Source organism: Castellaniella daejeonensis (genome assembly GCF_039523555.1).
Taxonomy (GTDB): Bacteria; Pseudomonadota; Gammaproteobacteria; order Burkholderiales; family Burkholderiaceae_B; genus Castellaniella; species Castellaniella daejeonensis.
In genome coordinates this window covers 16,951-35,210 of the sequence record NZ_BAAAFN010000015.1, presented here as the reverse complement: position 1 = coordinate 35,210, position 18,260 = coordinate 16,951, and the positions used below count along the sequence as shown (strand labels likewise).

Genomic DNA, 18,260 nt, shown 5'->3' with positions numbered 1-18,260 from the left:
GCCCGCCGGCACGGATCATTGCCCGATCCCGGCGCCTCGCCGGGATTTTCACGGAGTTTCCCATGACTGCCACCACGCTGACGTCCCTGACCATCGAACCCCTGACGCGGGAAGCCTTTGCCCCCTTCGGCGATGTGATCCAGGCCGACGATGCGGCCCGGCACTTCACCATCAACGACGGCAATACCGAGCGCTACCACGACCTGGCCGCCATCGATCCGGGCGAAGACGGCCGCGCCATCGTCTCGATCTTCCGCGGCCTGCCGCGCACGCTGCCATTCACCATCACCATGATGGAACGCCATCCGAAGGCGAGCCAGGCCTTCATGCCGCTGTCGGGGCGGCCCTATCTCGTCGTGGTCGCCGACCCCGCGTCCGTCCCCACGGTCGCCGACCTGCGCGTCTTTCTGTGCCAGGGCGACCAGGGCGTGAACTACGCGCGCGGCGTCTGGCACCACCCGCTGCTGGCGCTGGATGCCGTCTCCGACTTCCTGATCATCGACCGGGCCGGCCCCGGCGACAACTGCGACATCGTCCAGATGGAAGCGCCCGGCGTGATCCCCGAGCTGGACTGACACCGCGCCGGACGCGCCCGCCGCACGGCGGGCACGGGTCCGGCAATGCCGCGGTGCCCTACCCGCGCCGGCCCATCGACCGCAGGCTGATCACCGCCAGCGCCGCCCCGATCAGAACCATGCCCGACAGCTCCAGGGCGCCCGGCCGCTCGCCCAGCTGCAGCCAGCCGGCCAGCACGCCGACCACCGGCACGCCCAGTGCCGACATGCCCGCGACACCGGCCGACAGGTGCTGCAGGGCGAACAGCCACAGGAACCAGGCCAGGGCCGTGGCGATGATGGCGTTGTAGGCCAGCGCACCGTAGAAATACGGCGCCGGATCGATGGGCCGCTCGGGCACGATCCAGGCGGCCACGCACAGGGCCAGGGCGCCGAACAGCATCTGCCAGGCAGTGAGCGGCAGGGCATCCATGGGATGGTCGCGCTTGATCCACTTGGCGACGATGGTCGCCAATGCCCAGCACAGGCCCGCCGAGACCGCCAGCAATTCGCTGGCGAAATCGGCGTGCAGCGTCCAGGGTTCCAGGATCAGCACCAGGCCGGCGGCCGCCAGCGCCAGGGCCAGCCATTGCAGGCCGCGGATGCGCTCGCCAAAGGCCACCCAGGCCATGGGAATCACCCAGAACGGCATGGTGTAGACCAGGATGGACGTCTTGCCCGCGCCACCGTGCAGCAGCGCGATCTGGATCAGGGCGGAGAACGCACCGGTCTGCAGCACGCCCAGCACCGCGACGCGTCCCCAGGCCCGGATGCGTACCGGCCGGCGCAGGACCGCCAGGACGGCCAGCAGCAACACGGCGCCGAACAACGTACGCAATGCGGAGAAATCGAAGGGGCCCACATAGGCCAGCACCGATTTCATCACCACCCAGTTGTAGCCCCAGCCCAGGGCCATTCCGGCCAGGGCCAGCAGCGCCAGCCGTTCATTGCGGCGGGCTACCGCCGCCTGCCGCGCCGCTCCTGCGGCAGGCGTGCCCGGGTCTGCGTCGGGCGTCCGGTCGTTCGTATTCAAGATGTTCTCTGTCCTTCCCAATAACCGGGTTCATGATAATGGGTTCTCAGGGCATCGATGAAATAGCGCACCTTGGCCGGCAGGTAGCGCTGCTGCGGATAGACGGCCTGGATGTCGTAGGCCGGCAGGGCGAACTCATCGAGCACCGTCACCAGTTCGCCGCGCTTCAGTTCGCGCTGGATCTCCCAGGTGGAACGCCAGCCGATACCCAGCCCCTGGCGCACCCAGTGATACAGCAGCTCGCCATCGTTGCAGGCCAGGTCGCCGCGCACCCGCACGGCGAAGGGCTTGCCATCGCGCACGAACGTCCAGCCGCGATGCTGCCCGCCCTGCAGGTTGAACGCCAGGCAGTTGTGCCGGATCAGGTCTTCGGGCGTGCGCGGCACGCCATGCGATTCGAAGTAGGCCGGCGTGCCGCAGACCACGCGGCGGTTCGGATACAGGCGCACCGCCACGTAATTGGGGTCGGTGACCTCGCCGATGCGGATCGCCATGTCATAGCCTTCGCGCACCAGGTCCACCACGCTGTCGGTGAAATTGAAGGACAGCGCCAGGTCGGGGTAGCGCTCGCGGAAAGCCACCGCATGCGGCGCCACGTGCAGGCGGCCGAACGAAGCGGGCGCCGACACCACCAGGTGGCCGGAAAGCGACTTGCCCCGGGACATGATGCTGGCATCGGCCGCGTCGAAATCCTGGATCAGCTGCTGGCAGTGTTCCAGGTAGCGTTCGCCCAGGTCCGTCAGCACCAGGCCGCGCGTGGACCGGTGCATCAGCTGCACGCCCAGGCGCTTTTCCAGTGCCGTCAGGCGGCGTCCCATGATGACCGGCGTCACGCCCTCGACCAGGGCGGCGGCGGCGAAGCTGCCCTGCTCGGCAATCAATACAAAACTGCGTACCTCGGTATAGCGGCTCAAGGCGCACCCCGCAGATGGAAAAAGCCGAAAACATGCGGCAATGAAAGGGAATTCCCGACCTGGCCGACATCCCCGGATTCCGGGAATTCTACTCCATGCCCACTCGACCACATACAAATAGTATCGACAGAACAGAGGTGGACTGGGATTCCTGCCGCAGATCGATTTCTTTATTCTGGTCTCGTCAACGAACGAACGACCGATCGACCCAGGAGAAATCATGGCCAGAATGAGAGCAGTCGACGCCGCAGCGGCGGTCCTGCAGAAAGAAGGCATCACCACCTTGTTCGGCGTGCCCGGCGCCGCCATCAACCCGCTGTATTCCGCCCTGCGCAAGAACGGCGGCTTCAAGCATGTGCTGGCCCGCCACGTGGAAGGCGCCTCGCACATGGCCGAAGGCTATACCCGCGCCAACCCCGGCAACATCGGCGTCTGCCTGGGCACGTCCGGCCCCGCCGGAACGGACATGATCACCGGCCTGTACTCGGCCTCGGGCGATTCCATCCCCATCCTGTGCATCACCGGCCAGGCGCCGCGTTCGCAGCTCCACAAGGAAAGCTTCCAGGCGGTGGACATCGAGACCATCGCCAAGCCGGTCACCAAGTGGGCCGTGATGGCGCGCGAACCGGAACTGGTGCCGCGCATCCTGCAGCAGGCCTTCCACATCATGCGCTCCGGCCGTCCCGGCCCGGTGCTGGTGGACCTGCCCTTCGACGTGCAGATGGCCGAGATCGAATTCGACATCGACACCTACGAACCGCTGCAGGTCTACAAGCCCGCCGCCACGCCGGCCCAGGCCGCCAAGGCCGTGGCCATGCTCAACGCCTCCGAGCGCCCGCTGCTGGTTGCCGGCGGCGGCATCTTCAGCGCCGACGCGGCCGGCCTGCTGCAGGAATTCGCCGAACTGACCGGCGTGCCCGTCGTTCCCACCCTGATGGGCTGGGGCGTGATCCCCGACGACCACCCGCTGATGGCCGGCATGGCCGGCCTGCAGACCGCGCACCGCTACGGCAACGCCAACCTGCTGGCCTCGGACTTCGTCATGGGCATCGGCAACCGCTGGGCCAACCGCCACACCGGCTCGATCCCGGTCTACACGAAGGACCGCACCTTCGTGCACATCGACATCGACCCCACCCAGATCGGCAAGGTCTTCGGTCCGGACTACGGCATCGCATCGGACGCCGGTGCGGCCCTGCGCCTGATGATCGAGGAAGCCCGGCGCCTCAAGGCCGCCGGACAGCTGCGCGACCGCAGCGCCTGGGCCGCGGAATGCCGCGCACGCAGGGGCGAGAAGTCCATGCAGCGCAAGACCCACTTCGACCAGTCGCCGCTCAAGCCGCAGCGCGTGTACGAGGAAATGAACAAGGCCTTCGGCCGCGACGTGCGCTATGTCACCACCATCGGCCTGTCGCAGATCGCCGCCGCGCAACTGCTGCACGTCTATGGCCCGCGCCACTGGATCAACGCCGGCCAGGCCGGCCCCCTGGGCTGGACGGTGCCCGCCACGCTGGGCGTGGTGGCCGCGAACACCGGCGACGAAATCGTCGCCCTGTCCGGCGACTACGACTTCCAGTTCATGATCGAGGAACTGGCCGTGGGCGCGCAATTCAACCTGCCCTACATCCACATTGTGGTCAATAATGCCTACCTGGGGCTGATCCGCCAATCGCAACGCGGCTTCGACATGGACTACTGCGTGCAGCTGTCCTTCGACAACATCAATGCGCCGGAAACCGACGGCTACGGCGTGGACCACGTCAAGGTCGCCGAAGGCCTGGGCTGCAAGGCCATCCGCGTGAAGACGGTCGAAGAGATCCAGCCCGCCATCGCCCAGGCCCGCGCCTGGATCAAGGAATTACGCGTGCCCGTCGTGGTCGAGTTCATCCTGGAGCGCATCACCAACATCTCCATGGGCAACGACATCGACGCGATCAACGAATTCGAAGAACTGGCCGAGCGCGGCGAGGACGCCCCGACCGCCATCACCTTGCTGGACTGAGGAGTCAAGACATGCCCAAATTCGCCGCAAACCTGTCGATGCTGTTCACCGAGATCGACTTCCTGGACCGCTTCCAGGCCGCCGCGAAAGCCGGCTTCAAGGGAGTCGAATACCTGTTTCCCTACGCCTACGACAAGCAGGCGCTGGCCGAACGCCTGAAGGAAAACGGCCTGGTCCAGGTGCTGCACAACCTGCCCGCCGGCGACTGGGACGCCGGCGAGCGCGGCATCGCATGCCACCCCGGGCGCGTCGAGGAATTCCGGCAGGGTGTCGCCCGCGCCATCGAATACGCGCAGGCCCTGGGCTGCCCGCAGCTCAACTGCCTGGCCGGCAAGATGCCCGCGGACGCAGACCAGGCCACGGCCCACCGGACCTTCGTCGAAAACCTGCGCCACGCGGCTGCCGAGCTGAAGAAGGCCGGCATCCGCCTGGTGATCGAACCCATCAACACCTTCGACATCCCGGGCTTCTTCCTGTCGCGCACCGACCAGGCGCTGGCCATCATCGACGAAGTAGGCTCCGACAACCTGCGCGTGCAGTACGACATCTACCACGCCCAGCGCATGGAAGGCGAGCTGGGCAACACGCTCGCCAGGCACCTGGGCTCCATCGGGCACATCCAGCTGGCCGACAACCCCGGGCGCAACGAACCGGGCACCGGCGAAATCAACTACCGCTGGCTGCTGCGCCACATCGACGCCATCGGCTACGACGGCTGGATCGGCTGCGAATACAAGCCGGCCGGCCGTACCGAGGACGGCCTGGGCTGGATCCAGGCGCTGGCCTGACCCCCATCACGACTCAACTCGAATCCACAAGGAGAACTCACATGGCCAATATCGGTTTCATCGGTCTGGGCATCATGGGCAGCCCCATGGCCGCCAACCTCATCCAGGGCGGCCACACCCTGGCCACCTTCACCCACGGCAAGACTCCGCAGAGCCTGCTGGACGCGGGCGCCAAGGCGCTTGCCAACGCCACCGAAGTCGCCAAGGCCTCCGACATCATCATCGTCATGGTGCCCGACACGCCCGATGTCGAAGCCGTGCTGTTCGGCGAGAACGGGGTGGCCGCAGGCCTGAGCAAAGGCAAGACCGTCATCGACATGAGCTCGATCTCGCCCGTCGCCACCAAGGAATTCGCCAAGAAGATCAATGCGCTGGGCTGCGAATACCTGGACGCCCCGGTGTCCGGCGGCGAAGTCGGCGCCAAGGCGGCCAGCCTGACCATCATGGTCGGCGGCAGCCAGGCAGCCTTCGACCGCTGCAAGCCGATCTTCGAGCTGATGGGCAAGAACATCACCCTGGTGGGCGGCAACGGAGACGGCCAGACCACCAAGGTCGCCAACCAGATCATCGTCGCCCTGACCATCGAGGCCGTGGGCGAAGCCCTGGTCCTGGCCTCCAAGGCCGGCGCCGATCCGGCCAAGGTCCGCCAGGCGCTGATGGGCGGCTTTGCCAGCTCGCGCATCCTGGAAGTGCATGGCGAGCGCATGGTCAAGCGCACCTTCGATCCGGGCTTCCGCATCAACCTGCACCAGAAGGACCTGAACCTGGCCCTGACCACCGCCCGCCAGCTGGGCCTGGCCCTGCCCAGCACGGCCGTGGCCCAGGAACTGTTCAACACCTGCGTGGCCCACGGCGGCGCCGGCTGGGACCATTCCGGCATGGTGCGCGCCCTGGAGATCCTGGCGAACCACGAGATCGGACAGTAAGCGGTATCCTGCATTCTGTCCGGCGGGCGCGCTCCCTTGGGCACGCGCCCGCCGGACAGGCCGCAAACCGCGGCGGCTCCCGGCCGCCCCTCACCCTCGGGATGGACGCACCATGAACCTCTCGCCCCGCGAGCTCCTCACCCGCATGTTCCAGGCAGCCGTGCGCGCCGCCCAGCCCGAACACTGCATCCCCGCCTTCCTGCCGCAACGTTCCAAGGGACGCACGATCGTCATCGGCGCCGGCAAGGCCTCGGCCGCCATGGCGCAGGCCTTCGAGCGGCACTGGGCCGGCCCCATCGAAGGCCTGGTCGTCACCCGCTACGGATACGCCGTGCCCTGCGAACGCATCGAGATCGTCGAAGCCGCCCATCCCGTGCCCGACGAAGCCGGCGAACGCGCCGCCCGGCGGCTGTTCGAACTGGTGTCGGGCCTCACGCCCGACGATCTGGTGATCTGCCTGATCTCGGGCGGGGGATCCTCGCTGCTGCCCGTGCCCGGCACCGGGGTGGCGCTCGCCGACAAGCAGGCGATCAACCGCGCCCTGCTGAAATCCGGCGCGACGATCTCCGAGATGAACTGCGTGCGCCGCCACCTGTCGGGCATCAAGGGCGGCCGCCTCGCGGCGGCCTGCGCCCCCGCACGCGTGGTCAACCTGCTGATCTCCGACGTCCCCGGCGACCAGCCGTGCGACATCGCTTCCGGGCCGACCGTGGCCGACCCGAGCACCTGCGCCGACGCGCTGGACATCGTGAGCCGCTACGGCATCGACCTGCCGGCAGGGGCGCGCCGGCTGCTGGAATCCGGCGAAGGCGAGACCCTGAAACCCGGCGACGCCCGGCTGGCGCGCGTCGAGACCCACCTGATCGCAACGCCCCAGATGGCCCTGGAAGCCGCGGCCTCGGTGGCCCGCGAAGCAGGCGTCGCACCGCTGCTGCTGGGCGACCGCATCGAGGGCGAGGCCCGCGACGTCGGCAAGGTCCTGGGCGGCATCGCCCTGCAGGTGCGGGCCCATGGCCAGCCGATCCCCGCCCCCTGCGTGCTGCTGTCCGGCGGCGAGACCACCGTCACCGTGCGCGGCCAGGGCCGCGGCGGGCGCAACGTGGAATGCCTGCTGTCCATGGCCATCGCCCTGGACGGCGCCCGGGACATCCACGCCCTGGCGGGCGACACCGACGGGGTGGACGGCCAGGAAGAGATCGCCGGCGCCCTGATCGGCCCCGACACCCTGGCGCGCGCCTGGGCGGCCGGCATGCCGCCGCGCGCCCACCTCGACGACAACGACGGCCACGGCTTCTTCGAACGGCTGGGCGATTCCCTGGTCACCGGGCCCACACTGACCAACGTCAACGATTTCCGCGCCATCCTGGTTCTCTGAACCCCATGGCGTCCTCCAGGAGACACAGCATGAAGACCATCAGAGTCCTGACACTCGAAGACGCGCGCCGCATGGCGGGCGCAGCCGAGGCCGAAGCCCGCCGCAACGGCTGGAACGTCAGCATCGCCATCTGCGACGCCGGCGGCCACAGCGTGTGGCTGCAGCGCATGGACGGCGCCCCGCTCATGAGCGCCCGGATCGCGCCGGAAAAGGCCCGGACCTGCATCCTCAGCGGCAAGCCCAGCAAGGTCTACGAAGACATGGTCAACCAGGGCCGCATCGCCGCCCTTTCCATGCCGGTCGTGCCCCTGGAAGGCGGCGAGCCCATCTATTTCGACGGCAGCCTGATCGGCGCGGTCGGCGTTTCCGGCGTGCAGGCCGGGCAGGACGCCCAGGTGGCCCGCGCCGGCGTCGCCGCCCTGGACGGCGACGATGGCACCCCCGCGGGAGCCCGGGCATGAAGGCCGATCGCCGCGCCCGCATCCTGGCCACCCTGGGGCCGGCCAGCTCATCGCTCGAACAGATCCGCGCCCTGGCCCAGGCAGGGGCCAATGTGTTCCGCCTGAACTTCAGCCACGGCTCGCACGAGGATCACGCCGAACGCCACCGCCTCATCCGCCAGGTCGAGCAGGAACTGGGCCGCCCCATCGGCATCCTGATGGACCTGCAGGGGCCGAAGCTGCGCGTGGGCCGGATCGCCGGGGGCAAGACCACCCTGACGGCGGGCCAGGCCTTTCGCCTGGACCTGGACCCGGCCGAAGGCGACGCCGCACGCGCCAACCTGCCGCATCCCGAAATCTTCGCCGCCCTGGAAGACGGCACCGACCTGCTGCTGGACGACGGCAAGCTGCGCCTGCGCGTGGACCGCCACGGCCCCGACTTCGCCGAGACCACGGTGCTGGTGGGCGGCCCGCTGTCAGACCGCAAGGGTGTCAACGTGCCCGGCGTCATCCTGCCGATTTCCCCCCTCACGCCCAAGGACCGGGCCGACCTGGAGTTCGGCCTGTCGCTGGGTGTCGACTGGGTCGCCCTGTCCTTCGTGCAGCGCCCGGAGGATATCGTCGAGGCGCGCGGCCTGATCGGCGGCCGGGCCTGGATCATGGCCAAGCTCGAGAAGCCCGCCGCCATCGAGCACCTGGACGCCATCGTCGGCCAGGCCGACGGCATCATGGTGGCGCGCGGCGACCTGGGCGTCGAGCTGCCCCCGCAGCGCGTGCCGGTGCTGCAGCAGCGCATCGTGCGCCGGGCCCGCGCCGCCGGCAAGCCGGTGGTCGTCGCCACGCAGATGCTGGAATCCATGATCTCCGCGCCTGTGCCCACCCGCGCCGAGGCCTCGGACGTGGCCACTGCCGTCTACAGCGGCGCCGACGCCGTCATGCTGTCGGCCGAATCGGCCTCGGGGCAGTACCCGGTCGAGGCGGTCACCATCATGGAGCACATCATCCGCGAGGTCGAGGCCGACCCGTCCTGGCGTGCCAACCTGGACGCCACCCACAGCCCGGCCGAGGCCAACATCCCCGACGCCATCTGCTGCGCCCTGCGCCGCGTCGCGGGCCTGCTGGAACCGGCCGCGACCGTGGCCTACACGGCTTCGGGATTCAGTGCCCTGCGCGCCAGCCGCGAACGCCCCGCCACGCCGATCCTGGCCCTGACCCCGCAGCCGGAAACGGCCCGCCGCCTGGCCCTGGCCTGGGGCGTGCGCCCGGTACTCTTTCCCGAGCAGTTGCGGGAATCGACCGAAATGATCGACCGGGCCGCCGCAGCCGCCCGGCAGGCCGGCCTGGCCGAGACCGGCGACACGCTGATCGTGATCGCCGGCCTGCCTTTCGGACGCAGCGGCAGCACCAACCTGCTGCACATCGCCCAGGTCTCCTGACGCGCCCCCGCAGCGGGCCGCCTGGCCAGCCTGGCGGTTCCCTAATAAGCACTATCCGGACCGGCATATAGCCCGCCCGCCTCCCCGGAGGCGGGCGTTTTCTTTTGTGCGACAGGTACTTGCACGCGCATCGGAACCCTGGTCCGGGGCGCAGGCGCCCTTTAACTCTTATAGAAGACTGCCTATAATCCAGAATTGACTCCCAGATTATCCAAGGACCATCATGACCGATCGCATTTCCAGCCATGGACTCCAGATCGCCGCCTCGCTGCATCGCTTCCTGGAACAAGAAGCCCTGCCAGGCACGGGCGTACAGCCGGCCGCCTTCTGGGAAGGCCTCGCGGCGATCATTCATGACCTGGCCCCCAGGAACCGCGCCCTGCTGGCCGAGCGCGACCGTCTCCAGGCAGCCCTGGACGACTGGTACGCCAGGCACCCCGGCCCCATCGCCGACCCCGCCGCCTACCGCGCCTTCCTGAAGGACATCGGCTACCTGAAGGACGTCCCCGCGCAGGTCGCCGTCACCACCGCGAACGTCGACAGCGAAATCACCGTCCAGGCCGGCCCGCAGCTGGTCGTGCCGGTCATGAACGCCCGCTATGCCCTGAACGCCGCCAACGCCCGCTGGGGCAGCCTGTACGACGCCCTGTACGGCACCGACGCCATTCCCGAGACCGACGGCGCCACGCGCGGCGGCGCCTACAACCCGGTGCGCGGCGCGCGCGTCATCGCCTTCGCCCGCCGGTTCCTGGACGACAGCTTCCCGCTGGCCCAGGGTTCCCACAATGACGCCACGGCCTACGCCGTCGTCGAAGGCAGCCTGCGCGTCACGCTGAAGGACGGCACGGCCACCGGCCTGGCCGACGACAGCGCCTTCCTGGGCCACCGCGGCGATGCCGCCGCCCCGCAGGCCCTGATCCTGCGCCATCATGGCCTGCACGTCGAAATCCAGTTCGACGCCAGCCACCCCATCGGCAAGACCGATCCGGCCCACATCAAGGACGTGGTCGTCGAAGCGGCCCTGACCACCATCATGGACTGCGAGGACTCCGTCGCCGCCGTGGACGCGGACGACAAGGTCCTGGCCTACCGCAACTGGCTGGGCCTGATGAAGGGCGACCTGACCGAAGACCTGGTCAAGGGCGGCAGGACCATCACCCGCCGCCTGAACCCGGACCGCGAATACACGGGCCGCGACGGCGCCCCGGCCCGCCTGCATGGCCGCTCGCTGATGTTCGTGCGCAACGTCGGCCACCTGATGACCAACCCCGCCATCCTCGACCGGGACGGCAACGAAGTGCCCGAAGGCATCCTGGATGCCGTCTGCACGTCGCTGATCGCCATCCACGACCTGCAGGCGCGCCGCAACTCCCGCACCGGCTCGATCTACATCGTCAAGCCGAAGATGCACGGCCCCGACGAGGTCGCCTTCGCCGGCGAGGTCTTCGGCCGCGTCGAGCAGCTCCTCGGCCTGTCGCCCAACACCATCAAGATGGGCATCATGGACGAGGAACGCCGCACCAGCGTCAACCTCAAGGCCTGCATCGCCGCCGCCGCCGAGCGCGTCGTGTTCATCAACACCGGCTTCCTGGACCGGACCGGCGACGAACTGCATACCTCCATGCGCGCCGGCGCCATGGTGCGCAAGGGCGACATGAAGACCCAGGCCTGGATCCAGGCCTACGAGCTGAACAACGTGCAGACCGGCCTGGAATGCGGCCTGCGCGGCCACGCCCAGATCGGCAAGGGCATGTGGGCCATGCCCGACCTGATGGCCGCCATGCTGGAGCAGAAAATCGCCCACGTGAAGGCCGGCGGGAACACCGCCTGGGTGCCTTCGCCGACCGCGGCCACGCTGCACGCCCTGCACTACCACCAGGTCGACGTGGTCGAAGTCCAGAAATCCCTGGAAAACCACCATGAGGACTACACCGACCGCATCCTGACCGTGCCGGTCGCCCGCGACCCCCACTGGACCGCCGAGCAGATCCAGCAGGAGCTGGACAACAACTGCCAGGGCATCCTGGGCTACGTGGTGCGCTGGATCGACCAGGGCGTGGGCTGCTCGAAAGTCCCCGACATCCACGACATCGGCCTGATGGAAGACCGCGCCACGTTGCGGATTTCCAGCCAGCACATCGCCAACTGGCTGCTGCACGGCATCGCCACCCGCGAACAGGTCGAGGAGACACTGCGCCGCATGGCCGCCGTGGTGGACAAGCAGAATGCGGGCGATCCCGCCTACGAGCCGATGGCCGGCCACTTCGACACGTCCTGCGCCTTCAAGGCCGCCAGCGACCTGATCTTCAAGGGGCTGGAACAGCCCAACGGCTACACCGAGCCCCTGCTGCACCGCTGGCGCCAGGTGAAGAAGGCGGAACTCGCCGCCAAGGCCTGATCCCCCGGGACACCCGTCCCGGCATCCCGGAAACCGCCGGACCGGCCACGGTCCCGGCGGTTTTTTTCATCGGCGGTCTGCTCCGCGATGAAAAGCGCTCCAGAGGAACGGCATGCCGCGAACGCGGCAAGGGGGGGTTATTTTTCATTCCGATACGGTGTCCAATGGAATAAACCGCCCGGCCGGACTGTTTACCGCAGGTCAACCACACAAGGAGAACTGCCATGATCCGTCCCGCATCCTTCCGCATCCTCGGGCCGGCGCTGCTTGCCGCCAGCCTTCTGGCGCCCGCGGCCCAGGCGCAAACCCCGGCCACCGCCATGAACGGCATGCTGGTCGGCCCCAACCAGATGACGCTCTACGTCTTCGACAAAGACCCCGAGGGGTCCGGCAAGAGCGTATGCAACGGCGGCTGCGCCGCCAACTGGCCACCGCTGATGGCAGCCGCGGAAGACACCGCCGCCGGCGACTGGAGCGTGATCACCCGCGACGACGGCAGCAAGCAATGGGCCTACAAGGGCCGTCCGCTCTACTACTGGAGCAAGGACGCCAAGCCCGGCGACAAATCGGGCGACGGCCTTCTCAACAACGCCTGGCACGCCGCCAAGCCCTGAGCACGGTCCCGCGTGGACATCGACGCCGTCATCGTCCACATCCCGCGCCTGCGCCGCTATGCGCGGGTTCTGGTGGGCGATGCCGCCCGCGCGGACGACCTGGTGCAGGATACGCTGGAGCGCGCCTGCCAGAAATGGGCACTGTGGCGGCCGCCCGACGCCGCGTCGGCGGACCAGGTGCAGGCGGCCCTGCGCGGCTGGCTGCTCACCCTGATGCACAACCTCTTCGCCAACCAGTGGCAACAGGCGGCGCGGCGGCGCATGGTCGACTGGGACGAGACCCTGGGGCCCGCGCACGACCCCACCTCGGACCTGGGGCTGCGGCTCGACCTGCAGCACGCACTGACGCTGCTGGCGCCGCAGGCGCGCGAAGTGTTGCTGCTGGTGGCGATGGAGCAATACAGCTACGCCGAGACGGCGCGGATGCTCGACATTCCCATCGGCACGGTCATGTCCCGCCTGGCGCGGGCGCGCGAACAGCTGCGGCGCCTGATGGAAGGCGGCGCGCCTTCCCGGGCGACACTGAAGGCCATCAAATGAAGGAACGCAATCGATGTCCATGAACCGCCCCGACGAAACCACGCTGCATGCCTGGGTGGATGGAGAGCTTGCGCCCGGGCGCGCCGCGGAGGTGGCGCAATGGCTGTCGGAACATCCCGGCGAGGCGGCCCGCGTGGCCGCCCTGCAGGCGCAATGCGCCAGCTTGCGCGCCCTGCATGCCCAGGTACTGGACGAACCGGTGCCGCGGCGGCTGCGCCAGGCACTGCGCCGGCCGCCGCTGCAATGGCACTGGCCGCACGCACTGGCAGCCGGCGTGATGCTCAGCCTGGGCCTTGGGCTGGGCTACGGCCTGGGCAGCCGGGCACCGGGCGCCTGGCCGCAGGCCGCCCAGGCGCAGTTGCCCGTCTTCGTGCGCGAGGCCGCCGCCGCCCATGCGGTCTACGTGCCGGAACAGCGCCACCCCGTGGAAGTGGCGGCGCAGCAGCAGGCGCACCTGGTGCAATGGCTGTCCAAACGGCTGGGGGTTCAGCTCAAGGTGCCGGTGCTCGAAGCCCAGGGCTTCCATCTGGTCGGCGGCCGCCTGCTGCCGGGCGAAGCCGGGCAGGCGCGCGCGCAGTTCATGTACCAGGATCCGGCCGGCGAGCGCGTGACGCTGTACGTCTCGGTGCTGTCGCGGGAAGACGGGGCCGCCGCGGCACCGCCGGTGGCCTTCCACTGGACCGGCGACGAGTCGGCCCAAGGCTTCTACTGGATCGACGGGCGCCAGGGCTACGCGGTCAGCGCCGCATTGCCGCGCGAACGGCTGTACGCGCTGGCCGAGGCCATCTACCGCCAGCTGGACTGAACCCGGGGCACGCCGCATCCGGAAGCACCGGCGTCCCCGAGGCAGCGTGCGAGCCCCTGCTGCGGCTCAGGCGTCGCTCCAGACCTCGCGGGCCGTCTCGACCACCAGCCGCAGCTTGGCGCGCTGGTCCTCGACGGCCACATTGTTGCCATGGACCGTGCTCGAAAAGCCGCATTGCGGCGACAGGGCGAGCTGCTCGAGGGGGGCGTACTTCGCCGCCTCGTCGATGCGGCGCTTGAGGTCGTCCTTGGATTCCAGGGCGCCGAACTTGGTCGTGACCAGGCCCAGCACCACGATCTTGCCGCGCGGCAGGAAGCGCAAGGGCCGGAAATCGCCGCTGCGGTCATCGTCGTATTCCATGAAATACGCATCCAGATGCATTTCCGACAGCAGCGCCTCGGCCACGGGCTCGTAGTTGCCCTCGGCCGCGTAGGTGCTCTTGAAATTGCCGCGGCACAGGTGCATGGCCAGCACCATGCCCTCGGGCTTGCGCGCCACCACCCGATTGATGAACCGGGCGTAGCGGTGCGGCAGTTCGTTGGGGTCGTCGCCGCGCGCCCGCGCAGCCTCGCGCATGCGGCCGTCGCACAGATAGGCCAGGTTGGTGTCGTCCATCTGCACATAGCGGCACCCGGCGTCGTGCAGGCTGCGCAGTTCCTGGCCATAGGCCTCGGCCACGTCCTCGTAGAAATCGGGGTCGAGTTCCGGATAGGCCACGGCGTCGATGCCGGCGCGCCCGCCCCGGAAATGCAGCATGGTGGGCGAGGGGATGGTGACCTTGGGCGTATGGCCCGCCGAAACCTGGCTCGCCAGGTATTCGAAATCGGCGCGCTGGATGTCGCGCGCATGGCGCACCTTGCCCGTCACGCGGATCGACGGCGGCGCCAGATGCTCCTTGCCGTCCGGCCCGGTCACCACCTTGGGATCGTCGGTCGACACGCCATCGAGCTGCCGCAGGAAATCAAGGTGGAAATACGTGCGGCGGAACTCGCCGTCCGTCACGGACTTCAGGCCGATGTCTTCCTGGAACCGCACGATCTCGGCAATGGCGCGGTCTTCGACGGCGCGCAGGGCGGCGGCATCGATCTCGCCCCGGGCGTGGCGGTCGCGCGCCTCGAGCAGATAGACGGGCCGCAGGAAGCTGCCGACATGGTCGGCGCGAAACGGCGGAACATTGCGTACGGGCATCGCAGTCTCCTCGGGAAATTATTCAGCGTACTGAAGAATCGATCATTTCCGCACGTCGGTGATCAGCTCGTCGAGCCAGGCCAGCATGGTGTCGATCTCGTCGGCGGTCACGTTCAGCGCCGGCATGAAGCGCAGCAGGTTGCCGCGCGGCGCATTCAGCAGCAGGCCTTCCGGCGCACGGTCGCGCGCGGCCTGGACCAGCGCCGGGCCGTCGTCGCGGTCCATCACCAGTGCGCGCAGCAGACCCTGGCCGCGTTCGCCCTGCATGCCCCATTTGGCCGACAGCTTTTCCAGGCCGGCCGACAGCTGGCGGCCCCGGGCGTTGACTTCGTCCAGGAAACCCGGCGCGGCCAGCGTGTCGAAGATCGCCACGCCCACCGCCGTCATCAGGGGATTGCCGTTGTAGGTGCCGCCCTGGTCACCATGCTCGAAGCAGCAGACGGCCTCGCGCGCGCACAGGGCCGACAGCGGCACGCCGCCGCCGATGCCCTTGCCCAGCGTCATGATGTCGGGCTCGATGCCGGCGTGCTGGTAGGCGTACATGCGCCCCGTGCGGCCCATGCCGCTCTGGACCTCGTCCACGATCAGCAGCAGGCCGCGTTCGCGGGTCAGCTCGCGCAGGCCCTGCAGGAACTCGCGCGTCGCCGGGATCACGCCCGCCTCGCCCTGGACCGGTTCCAGCATCACGGCAACCGTCTGGTCGTCGATCAGGGTACGCACCGAATCCAGGTCGTTCAGCTCGGCCTTGGGGAAGCCATCTACCTGCGGCGCGAACTTGCGATCCCAGCCGGCCTTGCCGGAGGCCGACATGGTGGCCAGGGTGCGGCCGTGGAAACTGTGATCGAAAGTGATGATCTTGTAGGCGCCCTTGCGGTGCAGCTGCCCCCATTTGCGGGCGAGCTTGATCGCGCCTTCGTTGGCCTCGGCGCCGCTGTTGGCGAAGAACACGCGGTCGAAGCACGAGGACTCGACGATGCGGCGGGCCAGTTCGATGGCCGGCTGGTTGTAGAAGGCCGGCGAGGGATTGATCAGCAGTTGCGACTGGCGGGCCAGGGCGTCGATCATGGCCGGATGGTTGTGCCCCAGGCAGTTCACGGCCCAGCCCTGGATGAAGTCCAGGTAGCGCTTGCCGGCGTGATCTTCCAGCCAGGAACCCTGGCCTCGGACGAACACCAGCTCCGGACGCGAGGTGATTTCCATCAGGGCGTTCAGCCCGGCGCGATCGATCGACATGAGTGCAGATTCCTGAAAAACGAAGTACCGGCGGCACGGCGCCGCGCAAACCGATATTCTAAGACGGACACGGGGCCTCCCGGCCCAACGGGGCACGACGTATCCAAAAAAGCCACAAGGCGCCGCGCCCCGGGGGGTTAGCCCCCGGCAAGACGCCGCCCGGCCTGGAGCAGCCGGGCGCCGAACAGGTTCACCGCCAGCCCGATCAGCACCACCAGTCCTCCCAGCCACTGCCACACGCCCAGCCGCTCACCCAGGAACCAGTCGGCGCACAGCAGCCCCACCACCGGGATCAGCAGGCTGAGCGGCGCGATCCGGGCCACCGGATGGCGGGCCAGCAGGCGCCCCCACAGCACGTATCCGATCAGCGTCGCCACCCCCGACAGGTAGGCCACCGCCCCCACCGCGCGCCAGCTGATGTGGACCAGGCTGTCCACGATCCGGTCCGGCCCCTCGAAAATGGCCGACAGAACCAGGAACGGGATGGGCGGCAGCAGGGCGCCCCACACCACCATCGACAGCATGCGCACCGGCCCCGCGCACTTCAGCACCACATTGCCCGAGGCCCAGCTGAAGGCAGCCGCCAGGGTCAGCAGGAAGCCGGCCAGCGGCACCGTCGTCTCGGCACCGGCGCCCAGATCCAGCAGCGCCAGGCCGGCGGCGGCCAGCCCGATGCCCACGACATGGTGCGCCCGGATGGCCTCGTGCAGCACCAGCGCGGCAATCGCCACCGTGAAGAAGGCCTGCGCCTGCAGCACCAGGGATGCCAGGCCCGCCGGCATGCCCAGGTAGATCGCCAGGAACAGGAAAACGAACTGGCCCAGGCAGATGGTGGCTCCGTAGCCGGCGATATAGCGCCAGGGCACGGCCGGCCGGGGCACGAAGAACACGGCAGGAAAGGCCACGAGCAGGAATCGCAGGGCGCCCAGCAGCATGGGCGGGATCTCGTCCACGCCGACCTTGATGACGACGAAATTGGCGCCCCACACCACGATGACGACCAGGGCGGCCAGGATATCTTTCAGGGGCATGGAATCTCTCGCTTCATGGCGTGCGCGCGAGAACGCGCGAATCCTGCATGCTACGGCATTTCACGCCTTAGAATGCTGGTTCCGTTTCCATTTTCCGGCAGACTTTCATGCGCCTGGCCATCCACAGCCTGTACAGCTACCCGGTCAAATCCTGCGCCGGCATCGCCCACGAACGCATCCGCGTCACCGAATCCGGCCTGGAATTCGACCGCAACTGGGTCATCGTGGATGCCCAGGGCACATTCATGACCCAGCGCCAGTACCCCCGCATGGTGCTGATCCGCCCCGAGCCCATCGCCGACGGCCTTTGGCTGCGAGCACCCGGCCAATCCGATTGCTTCGTGCCGCCGCCATCCCCGCAGGCCGAGGCCGTGCCGGTCACCATCTGGGGCACCCCAACGCTGGGCGCGGACCAGGGCGACGACGCCGCCGCATGGCTGAGCGCATTCATCGGCGTTCCCTGCCGGCTGCTGCATCTGCATCCCCAGGCGAACCGCCTGGCCAGCCTGCGCCACGTCACGCACTGGATCCAGACCCACCCCGACTGGCCGCAGACGTTCCTGCCGGCGGACCGGCACGCCTTCGCCTTCGCCGACGGCTTTCCCTTTCTCGTGACGAACCTGCACTCGCTGGAAGAACTGAACGGCCAGCTGGGCGCCCAGGGCATCACGCCGGTGGACATGATCCGCTTCCGCCCCAACATCGTGCTCCAGGGCCTGGAACCCTACGACGAAGACCACATGGCCGGATTCCGCACGGGCGACGCGGGGTTCGCATTCGTCAAGGCCTGCGCCCGCTGCCCCATCCCCAACGTGGACCCGCAAACGGGCGGCACCGCGGCGGAGCCGGGCCGCACCCTGGCACGGCACCGGCAGTTCGAACAAGGCGTGCTGTTCGGCATGAATGCCATCGCCGCCCTGCCGGAAGGCGAATTCTGGCTCCAGGCGGGCGACGCCATCGAACCCGAATACGATTTCTGATCC

The 18,260-nt window shown here is 68.6% G+C and carries 17 protein-coding genes; 12 read left to right on the top strand and 5 right to left on the bottom strand.

Annotated features, from left to right (window positions below; all coding sequences use genetic code 11):
- Window positions 1-62: 62 nt before the first annotated feature.
- Window positions 63-575, top strand: a complete 513-nt coding sequence (locus tag ABD022_RS09945) for an ureidoglycolate lyase (protein WP_325125051.1) — start codon at window positions 63-65, stop codon at window positions 573-575.
- 58 nt (window positions 576-633) lie between these two features.
- Here ABD022_RS09945 and ABD022_RS09940 read toward each other — a convergent pair whose 3' ends face one another.
- Together ABD022_RS09940 and ABD022_RS09935 are read right to left on the bottom strand one after the other, a co-directional pair.
- The gene (locus tag ABD022_RS09940; RefSeq protein WP_325125049.1) at window positions 634-1,587 is read right to left on the bottom strand and encodes a DMT family transporter; all 954 of its coding nucleotides are present in this window, start codon (window positions 1,585-1,587) and stop codon (window positions 634-636) included.
- Entirely contained in the window at window positions 1,584-2,501 is a 918-nt protein-coding gene (locus tag ABD022_RS09935) for a LysR family transcriptional regulator (RefSeq protein WP_325125047.1), read from the bottom strand. The genes ABD022_RS09940 and ABD022_RS09935 overlap by 4 nt, the downstream gene beginning before the upstream one ends.
- A gap of 220 nt (window positions 2,502-2,721) precedes the next feature.
- Between ABD022_RS09935 and gcl the strand changes: the two genes are divergently transcribed.
- From gcl to ABD022_RS09885, 10 genes are all read left to right on the top strand, one after another.
- Window positions 2,722-4,503, top strand: coding sequence for a glyoxylate carboligase (gcl, locus tag ABD022_RS09930; RefSeq protein ID WP_343821178.1), 1,782 nt, complete (start codon window positions 2,722-2,724; stop codon window positions 4,501-4,503).
- Window positions 4,504-4,514: 11 nt separating this feature from the next.
- Complete coding sequence (gene hyi, locus ABD022_RS09925; protein ID WP_325125043.1) at window positions 4,515-5,291, top strand: hydroxypyruvate isomerase; 777 nt, start codon at window positions 4,515-4,517, stop codon at window positions 5,289-5,291.
- A gap of 41 nt (window positions 5,292-5,332) precedes the next feature.
- The gene (gene glxR, locus ABD022_RS09920) at window positions 5,333-6,217 is read left to right on the top strand and encodes a 2-hydroxy-3-oxopropionate reductase (protein ID WP_343821176.1); all 885 of its coding nucleotides are present in this window, start codon (window positions 5,333-5,335) and stop codon (window positions 6,215-6,217) included.
- Window positions 6,218-6,329: 112 nt separating this feature from the next.
- Window positions 6,330-7,592, top strand: a complete 1,263-nt coding sequence (locus ABD022_RS09915; RefSeq protein WP_343821174.1) for a glycerate kinase type-2 family protein — start codon at window positions 6,330-6,332, stop codon at window positions 7,590-7,592.
- Window positions 7,593-7,621: 29 nt separating this feature from the next.
- Window positions 7,622-8,053: a GlcG/HbpS family heme-binding protein gene (locus tag ABD022_RS09910; RefSeq protein WP_325125037.1), complete on the top strand. Its 432-nt coding sequence runs from the start codon at window positions 7,622-7,624 to the stop codon at window positions 8,051-8,053.
- Window positions 8,050-9,468 carry a pyruvate kinase gene (pyk, locus tag ABD022_RS09905; protein ID WP_325125035.1) on the top strand — a complete coding sequence of 473 codons (1,419 nt, stop codon included), beginning with the start codon at window positions 8,050-8,052 and terminating at the stop codon, window positions 9,466-9,468. Before ABD022_RS09910 ends, pyk begins: the two co-directional genes overlap by 4 nt.
- A gap of 223 nt (window positions 9,469-9,691) precedes the next feature.
- The gene (locus ABD022_RS09900) at window positions 9,692-11,866 is read left to right on the top strand and encodes a malate synthase G (RefSeq protein ID WP_343821172.1); all 2,175 of its coding nucleotides are present in this window, start codon (window positions 9,692-9,694) and stop codon (window positions 11,864-11,866) included.
- A gap of 224 nt (window positions 11,867-12,090) precedes the next feature.
- Window positions 12,091-12,480: a COG4315 family predicted lipoprotein gene (locus tag ABD022_RS09895; RefSeq protein WP_325125031.1), complete on the top strand. Its 390-nt coding sequence runs from the start codon at window positions 12,091-12,093 to the stop codon at window positions 12,478-12,480.
- Between the two features lie 12 nt (window positions 12,481-12,492).
- Window positions 12,493-13,020: an RNA polymerase sigma factor gene (locus ABD022_RS09890; protein ID WP_325125029.1), complete on the top strand. Its 528-nt coding sequence runs from the start codon at window positions 12,493-12,495 to the stop codon at window positions 13,018-13,020.
- Window positions 13,021-13,033: 13 nt separating this feature from the next.
- Window positions 13,034-13,825: an anti-sigma factor family protein gene (locus ABD022_RS09885; RefSeq protein ID WP_343821170.1), complete on the top strand. Its 792-nt coding sequence runs from the start codon at window positions 13,034-13,036 to the stop codon at window positions 13,823-13,825.
- Window positions 13,826-13,891: 66 nt separating this feature from the next.
- Here the strand turns inward: ABD022_RS09885 and ABD022_RS09880 are convergent, their stop codons facing one another.
- The 3 genes from ABD022_RS09880 to ABD022_RS09870 all read right to left on the bottom strand — a co-directional run bounded on the left by ABD022_RS09880 (window position 13,892) and on the right by ABD022_RS09870 (window position 17,277).
- Entirely contained in the window at window positions 13,892-15,013 is a 1,122-nt protein-coding gene (locus ABD022_RS09880) for a 5-methyltetrahydropteroyltriglutamate--homocysteine S-methyltransferase (protein ID WP_325125025.1), read from the bottom strand.
- A 42-nt stretch (window positions 15,014-15,055) separates the two neighbouring features.
- Window positions 15,056-16,246, bottom strand: a complete 1,191-nt coding sequence (locus tag ABD022_RS09875) for an acetylornithine transaminase (protein WP_343821168.1) — start codon at window positions 16,244-16,246, stop codon at window positions 15,056-15,058.
- Window positions 16,247-16,383: 137 nt separating this feature from the next.
- A complete protein-coding gene (locus ABD022_RS09870; RefSeq protein WP_325125021.1) occupies window positions 16,384-17,277 on the bottom strand; it encodes an EamA family transporter in 894 nt (297 codons plus the stop codon).
- A 107-nt stretch (window positions 17,278-17,384) separates the two neighbouring features.
- Here ABD022_RS09870 and ABD022_RS09865 point away from each other — a divergent pair, with 107 nt between their 5' ends.
- On the top strand, window positions 17,385-18,257 hold the full coding sequence (locus tag ABD022_RS09865) for an MOSC domain-containing protein (RefSeq protein ID WP_343821166.1): 873 nt from the start codon (window positions 17,385-17,387) through the stop codon (window positions 18,255-18,257).
- Window positions 18,258-18,260: the final 3 nt, after the last annotated feature.

What these genes read in the sequence shown, in the direction of transcription:
- ABD022_RS09910 (WP_325125037.1), top strand. Translation starts at nt 7,622, where the DNA reads ATGAAGACCATCAGAGTCCTGACACTCGAAGACGCGCGCCGCATGGCG.
- hyi (WP_325125043.1), top strand. Translation starts at nt 4,515, where the DNA reads ATGCCCAAATTCGCCGCAAACCTGTCGATGCTGTTCACCGAGATCGAC.
- ABD022_RS09865 (WP_343821166.1), top strand. Translation starts at nt 17,385, where the DNA reads ATGCGCCTGGCCATCCACAGCCTGTACAGCTACCCGGTCAAATCCTGC.
- ABD022_RS09885 (WP_343821170.1), top strand. Translation starts at nt 13,034, where the DNA reads ATGTCCATGAACCGCCCCGACGAAACCACGCTGCATGCCTGGGTGGAT.
- ABD022_RS09880 (WP_325125025.1), bottom strand. Translation starts at nt 15,013, where the DNA reads ATGCCCGTACGCAATGTTCCGCCGTTTCGCGCCGACCATGTCGGCAGC.
- ABD022_RS09945 (WP_325125051.1), top strand. Translation starts at nt 63, where the DNA reads ATGACTGCCACCACGCTGACGTCCCTGACCATCGAACCCCTGACGCGG.
- ABD022_RS09900 (WP_343821172.1), top strand. Translation starts at nt 9,692, where the DNA reads ATGACCGATCGCATTTCCAGCCATGGACTCCAGATCGCCGCCTCGCTG.
- gcl (WP_343821178.1), top strand. Translation starts at nt 2,722, where the DNA reads ATGGCCAGAATGAGAGCAGTCGACGCCGCAGCGGCGGTCCTGCAGAAA.
- pyk (WP_325125035.1), top strand. Translation starts at nt 8,050, where the DNA reads ATGAAGGCCGATCGCCGCGCCCGCATCCTGGCCACCCTGGGGCCGGCC.
- ABD022_RS09915 (WP_343821174.1), top strand. Translation starts at nt 6,330, where the DNA reads ATGAACCTCTCGCCCCGCGAGCTCCTCACCCGCATGTTCCAGGCAGCC.
- ABD022_RS09875 (WP_343821168.1), bottom strand. Translation starts at nt 16,246, where the DNA reads ATGTCGATCGATCGCGCCGGGCTGAACGCCCTGATGGAAATCACCTCG.
- ABD022_RS09895 (WP_325125031.1), top strand. Translation starts at nt 12,091, where the DNA reads ATGATCCGTCCCGCATCCTTCCGCATCCTCGGGCCGGCGCTGCTTGCC.
- ABD022_RS09870 (WP_325125021.1), bottom strand. Translation starts at nt 17,277, where the DNA reads ATGCCCCTGAAAGATATCCTGGCCGCCCTGGTCGTCATCGTGGTGTGG.
- glxR (WP_343821176.1), top strand. Translation starts at nt 5,333, where the DNA reads ATGGCCAATATCGGTTTCATCGGTCTGGGCATCATGGGCAGCCCCATG.